Source organism: Streptomyces sp. YS-3, assembly GCF_045257485.1.
Classification (GTDB): Bacteria; Actinomycetota; Actinomycetes; order Streptomycetales; family Streptomycetaceae; genus Streptomyces.
Genome location: NZ_JBJHPC010000422.1, coordinates 1 through 6387, shown reverse-complemented (window position 1 = coordinate 6387; position 6387 = coordinate 1). Strand labels below are relative to the sequence as shown.

At 72.6% G+C, this 6387-nt stretch carries 4 protein-coding genes; all 4 read left to right on the top strand.

Annotation, left to right across the window (positions count from 1 at the left end; all coding sequences use genetic code 11):
• On the top strand, positions 1 to 1309 hold a 1309-nt coding region (locus ACJA3G_RS27055), incomplete at its 5' end, for a carbohydrate ABC transporter permease (protein ID WP_406555657.1).
• A 97-nt stretch (positions 1310 to 1406) separates the two neighbouring features.
• Positions 1407 to 2285 (top strand): carbohydrate ABC transporter permease, encoded by an 879-nt coding sequence (locus tag ACJA3G_RS27050; protein ID WP_406555656.1) that lies wholly within the window; start codon positions 1407 to 1409, stop codon positions 2283 to 2285.
• Positions 2286 to 2463: 178 nt separating this feature from the next.
• The gene (locus ACJA3G_RS27045) at positions 2464 to 4719 is read left to right on the top strand and encodes a CDP-glycerol glycerophosphotransferase family protein (RefSeq protein ID WP_406555655.1); all 2256 of its coding nucleotides are present in this window, start codon (positions 2464 to 2466) and stop codon (positions 4717 to 4719) included.
• 58 nt (positions 4720 to 4777) lie between these two features.
• Complete coding sequence (locus ACJA3G_RS27040) at positions 4778 to 6349, top strand: hypothetical protein (RefSeq protein WP_406555654.1); 1572 nt, start codon at positions 4778 to 4780, stop codon at positions 6347 to 6349.
• Positions 6350 to 6387 lie beyond the last annotated feature (38 nt).

The following is a 6387-nucleotide window of genomic DNA, read 5'->3' as shown; positions in this document are numbered from 1 at the left end:
GCCCGGCCGCAGGAGCCTCAAGAGCGTCACCGGGACGCGCGTCTATCTCGCCGCCGGGTTCCTGCTGCCCGCGCTCGTCCTGCTGGGCGCGCTGGTGGTGTATCCGATCGGGTACTCCGTCTACCGCTCGTTCTTCGACCGGTCCGGGGACGGCTTCGCCGGGATCGACAACTACAAGACGCTCTTCACCGACGACACCATCCTGAAGGCCGTCGAGAACAACGCGATCTGGGTCGTCTGCGCCCCCACGATCGCCACCGTCCTCGGCCTCGTCTTCGCCGTACTGACCGAACGGGTGCGCTGGGGAACGGCGTTCAAGCTGATCGTCTTCATGCCCATGGTGATCTCGATGCTCGCCGCGGGGATCATCTTCCGGCTGGTGTACGAACAGGACCCGGACCGGGGCGTCGCCAACGCCGTCTGGGTGGGGGTGCACGACACCTTCGCCGAGTCGGCGGGCTTCCCCCGGGCCCGTCCGCTGCCCGCCGCCCCGCTGCGGCCGGGCGGCGACGGCACCTTCGTGACCAAGGACGCCGTCCGCGCCGGGCAGAGCGCCCTGCTGCCGCTCGTCGGGGTGCCCGCCGAGAAGATGCCGTCGTCCGCGAAGCCGGCGAGGCCCGCCGCCGCCGACCCCGGCAAGATCACCGGTACCGCCTGGCTCGACTTCACCAAAGGGGGCGGCGGCACCCCCAACACCATCGACTCCAAGGAGCTGGGCCTCAAGGGCCTCAAGATCGAAGCCGTACGGGACGGCCGGGTCGTGGCGAGCACCACCGCCCGTGCGGACGGGACCTTCACCCTGCCCGCCAAGGCGGACGGCGCCCGGCTGCGGCTGCCCCGGAGCAACTTCCGCGAGCCGTACAACGGCGTGAACTGGCTCGGCCCGACCCTCGTCACCCCCGCCATCATCGGCTCGTACATCTGGATGTGGGCCGGGTTCGCGATGGTGCTCATCGCGGCGGGGCTCGCGGGGCTGCCGCGCGAACTCCTGGAGGCGGCGCGGGTGGACGGCGCCAACGAGTGGCAGGTGTTCCGGCGGGTGACCGTGCCGCTGCTCGCGCCGGTCCTCGCCGTCGTCCTCGTCACCCTGATGATCAACGTGCTGAAGATCTTCGACCTGATCTTCATCATCGCGCCCGGCTCCAGCCAGGACGACGCGAATGTGCTGGCGCTCCAGCTCTACCGCTCCTCGTTCGGCACGGACGCGGACCTCGGCGTCGGCAGCGCGATCGCGGTCCTGCTGCTCGTCCTGGTCATACCGGTGATGCTCTTCAACATCCGCAGGATGAGGCGGGAGGCCAGGCGATGAGGACCAACCGCGCCGGGACCGGCCCCTGCCGGGGGTCCGGGGGTCGCCCCCCGGGACAGCACAGCAATATCCGCAGGATGCGGCGGGAGGCCAGGCGATGACAGCCGTGGGGGTCGTCAAGGCCAAGCAGTCCCTGCCCGCCCGGCTCGCCTCCCGGGCCGGAGGCGGCGCGCTGCGCGTCTTCCTCGTCCTGGTCGGGCTGTTCTGGCTGATGCCGACCGTCGGACTGCTGCTGTCCTCGCTGCGCGGCTCCTCGGACATCGCCGCCAGCGGCTGGTGGAAGGTCTTCACCGAGCCGTCCCAGCTCACCTTCCACAACTACTCCAGCCTGCTGGACAACAGCACGATCACCGACTCGCTGCTGTCCACCGTGATGATCACCGTGCCCGCGACCGTCCTGGTCGTCGTCATCGGCTCGTTCGCCGGATACGCCTTCGCGTGGATGGACTTCCCGGGCCGCGACTGGTGGTTCATGGTCGTGGTGAGTCTGCTCGTCGTCCCCGTCCAGGTCGCCCTCGTCCCCGTCGCCAAGCTCTTCGGCAAAATCGGCATCTTCGAGACGACGGTCGGCGTGATCACCTTCCACGTCGCCTTCGGCCTGCCCTTCGCGATCTTCCTGCTGCGGAACTTCTTCGCGGAGATCCCCCGGGAGCTCCTGGAGGCCGCGCGGCTCGACGGGGCGGGCGAGGTACGGCTGTTCACCCGGGTCGTCCTGCCGCTGGGCGGCCCGGCGATCGCCTCGCTCGGCATCTTCCAGTTCCTGTGGGTGTGGAACGACATGCTGGTGGCGCTGATCTTCGCGGATTCCAAGCACCCGCCGATCACGGTCGCCCTCCAGCAGCAGGTACGGCAGTTCGGCAACAACATCGACGTCCTGGCGCCCGGCGCCTTCGTCTCCATGGTCATCCCGCTGGCCGTCTTCTTCGCCTTCCAGCGGCAGTTCGTGTCGGGGGTGATGGCGGGCGCCGTCAAGTAGCCCGCCGGAACAGCCCGGAAAAGCCAACCGGAAAAGCCAACCGGAAGGGCCGCCCGGAAGCGTGGCCCGGAAGGGCTGCCGCGACGCAGGTCAGAGGCCACGTCAAGCGTGCGCCGCGGCTTCACCCCGGGCACCCTCATGGCGTAACCCGTTCGCGCCGTACGCCGTTCTACGGGCCATGCCCCGGTTCAGCGTGATCGTTCCCGTGTACGAGGTCCAGGCCTATCTCCACAACTGTCTGAGCTCGGTGCTCGACCAGTCGTACGACGATCTGGAACTGATCGTCGTGGACGACCGCTCGCCGGACGCGTGCGGCGCGATCATCGACGAACACGCCGCCCGCGACCGCCGCGTGCGCGCCGTGCGCCTGGACGCCACCACGGGCCCGGGCCCGGCCCGCAACGCCGGGCTCGCCCGCGCCACCGGCGACTACGTGCTCTTCCTCGACGGCGACGACACGCTCGTCCCGGGCGCCCTGCGGGCCGTCGCGGACCGGCTCAAGGAGACCGGCGACCCGGACGTGCTGGTCTACGACTACGCGCGTACGTCCTGGTCGGGCGAGCTGGTCCGCGACACGGCCACCCCCCGGCTCACCGGGACCGGTCCCGCCGCCTTCCGGCTCACCGAGGCCGGTCCCGCCGCCTTCCGGCTCATGGACCGGCCGGAGCTGCTCGGCCTTCCGAGCGCGGTGGGGAACCAGGCGTACCGCCGTGAGTTCGTCGAGGAGCAGGGCTTCGGCTTCCACCCCGGCTGCTACGAGGACGTGCCCTGGACCTGTACGGCGCTGATGGCCGCCGAGTCGCTCGCCACCCTGGACCGGGTCTGCGTCCACTACCGCCGGCGCCGCCGGGGCGGCGTCCTGTCCACGGCCGGCCGCCGCCACTTCGACCTCTTCGAGCAGTACGAGCGGGTGTTCGCGTTCCTCGACGCGCGCCCCGAACTGGCGCCGCTGCACCCGCTGATCTTCCGGAGGATGGCCGACCACTTCCTGGCCGTGTTCACCTCCCGGGTACGGCTGCCGCGCGGCAGCCGCGCCGAGTTCTTCCGGTGTGCGCGCGCCCAGTACCGCCGCCACCGCTCCCCCGGCGGGGGCCCGCGCCCCCTCGGCGTCCGGGTGCGGCACGGCCTGGTGCGGCTCGGCGCCCGCCGCACCTTTCTGGCGCTGGGGGCGCTCAGCGCCGTGCGCGCCCGCGCGGGACGCTCGCTGCGCGCGCTCGGCCGCTCCGTGCGCGCGGGAGTGCTCCAACTGCACTACCGGACGCAGCTGTGTCTGCCGGCGCGGGAGGAGGCCGTCTTCAGCGCGTACGGATACGGGGGGTACGCCTGCAACCCGGCCGCGATCGAGGCGGCGGTGCGCGAGCTGGTGCCCCGGGTGCGCACCACCTGGGTGGCGGCGCCCGCGCACCTGCACACCGTGCCGCCCGCGACCAGGAAGGTGGCGCCGGACACCTTCGCGTACTGGACGGCCCTGGCCCGTGCCAAGTACCTGGTCAGCAATGTGGAGTTCGACGGCCGGCTGGTCAAGCGGGCGGGCCAGGTGCTGCTCCAGACCCATCACGGCACCCCGCTCAAGACCATGGGCCTGGACCTGATGGACCGCCCGGCGGCGGCCGGGGGCACCGACTTCGCCGAACTGCTCGCCCGCAGCGACACGTGGGACTACCGCCTCTCCGCCAACCTCCACTCCACCCTCGTCTGGGAGCGCGTCCGCCCCTCGGACTGCACCACCCTCGAATACGGCTATCCGCGCAACGACGTCTTCCACCGGGCGGGCGCCGCCGACGTGGCCCGGCTCCGCGACGGTCTGGGCATCCCCGCCGGCGCCACCGCCGTCCTGTACGCGCCGACGCACCGCGACTACCGGCGCGGCCAGCACCGCCCCCTGGACCTGGAGCGCGTGGCGCGCGCCCTGGGCCCCGAGTACGTCCTGCTCACCCGCGCCCACTTCACCTACGGCGCGCCGCTGGCCGAGGACGCGCACCCGAGGATCATCGACGTGAGCGGGCACCCGTCGGTCGAGCAGCTGTGCCTGGCCGCCGACGCGCTGGTCACCGACTACTCCTCGGTGATGTTCGACTACGCCAACCTGGACCGTCCGATCGTCATCCACGCCGACGACTGGGAGGCCTACGAGGCGGCCCGCGGCACCTACTTCGACGTGCGTGCCTTCCCGCCGGGCGCGGTCGCCCGCACCGAGGACGAGCTGATCGACATCTTCTCCACCGGCCACTGGCGCGGCTCCCGCTCGGCGCAGCTGAGGGCCGCGTTCCGGGCCAGGTTCTGTCCGTACGACGACGGGCACGCGGCGGAGCGGGTGGTGCGCCGGGTCTTCCTGGGCCAGGACGCCGACCGGCCGCCGGTGGTCCCGCTGGAGGACCGCCGCCCCGCGCCCCCGGCGGGCCGGGTCGTCGACCGGCTGACGACGGGCTGCTGATCGGGTGATCGCGACGGGATGCCGGTGCGGATCACCACCCCCACGGAACCGATGATCCGTGCGCACCTTTCCTCCGCCCGGCCCCGCCCGGCTTCCGGCACCCCGGCGCGTCGCCGCCCGTCCCGCCGACGCGCCGCCCCCGGGCCCCGCCTGGCGCGTCACGCCGTACTTCGTGCTCGGCGGGGTGTTCTGGGTGGTGATGTCGGCGGCGGCCTGGCGGGTGCCGTTCTGCTGCGACCTGGGCACGCACGCCGCCGTGGTGGAGCGGTTGCGGGCCGATCTGCTGGCCCCCGCCCATCCGATGGCGGACCTGCCGGGCGCGGGCAGCCCGTACTTCTCGCCCTACTCCGTGGTCCAGGGCCTGTTCGCGCACCTCACCGAGCTGCCCGGCCGGCTGGTGGTGCGGCTCTTCGGGCCGGTCAATCTGCTGGTCCTGATCACCGGGCTCGGCCGCTTCACCCGGCTGTTCTCCTCGCGCGCGTGGGCGCCGGTGTTCGCCCTGGTCTTCTCGGCGGTGCTGTGGGGCACCGCGGTGACCTGGTGGAGCGGGTTCCTCGGTCTGCTGTCGATGACCGGCAACCTGTCCTACCCGAGCACGTTCGCCATCGGGCTCACCTTCCATATCTGGGCCCTGGCGGGCCGGCTGACGGAACGTTCTTCCCGGACCGCCCGGTGGCGGGCGGCCCCGCTGGAGTACACCGCGCTCGGCGTGCTCACCGGCGTGGTGGTCCTCATCCATCCGATCACCGCGATCGCCGCGGTGATCGGCACGGCCGGGCTCGCCCTCGCGCGGAAGGGGGCGTGGAGCCGCGCGGCGGCCGTCCACTGGGCGCTGGCGGGGGCGGGCGCGCTGGCCGTGGCGGTGACCTGGCCGTACTGCGACATCTTCACACTCGTCGGTGACACCGGCATCGATTCCATGCACAGGGCCCTGTATGAAAATCTGATCGGACGTTACTGGCTGGCGGCCCTGCTCGGCGGTCCCGCCCTGCTGTTGCGCCTGCGCCGCGACCGGCGTGACGCGCCGGCGCTGATGACGCTGCTGTTCGCGCTGGTCGTCCTGTACGGCTGGGTCAGCGGCCACTACACGTACGGCCGGCTGCTCGCCGTCGCCCCGGTGCCCGCGCAGGTCGCGCTCGCCGTCGAACTGGCCCGGCCGCGCCCGTGGCCGACGGCGCGGCGCGTGCTGGCCCCGCTCGCGGCGGCCGGGGCGTGCCTCGGGTTCGTCTGGGCCCAGGCGGGCGCGGTGGCGCCGGGTCTGGGCGTGCGGGGCGTGGAGCGCCCGCCGCACTGGGCCACGTACGGCTGGGCCGCCCAGCACATCCCGCCCGGTGAGACGGTTCTGGCGGACGGCTACTACGTAGTGCGTTCGCTGCCCGGGTACGGGCCCTTCCTGGTGGCGCCGGTGTGGCCCGATCCGGCGCTCGCGGAGTCCGAACGGCTGCGCCGCAAGGCGGACGTGACGCGCTATCTGTCCCCGTCGACGTCCCGCCACGCGCGCGCGGCCATCGCCCGGCGCTACGGAGTGCGCTGGCTGCTGCTCACGCCTCGGGAGCACCTCCCCGAGGAGGCGGTGGTGGTCGCGTTCAGCCCGCGCAGCGGAGAGGTGCTGGCCCGGGTGGCGTACTGAGCGCTCGGCCGCGAGGGCGGCCGTCCGGGCGGGACCGT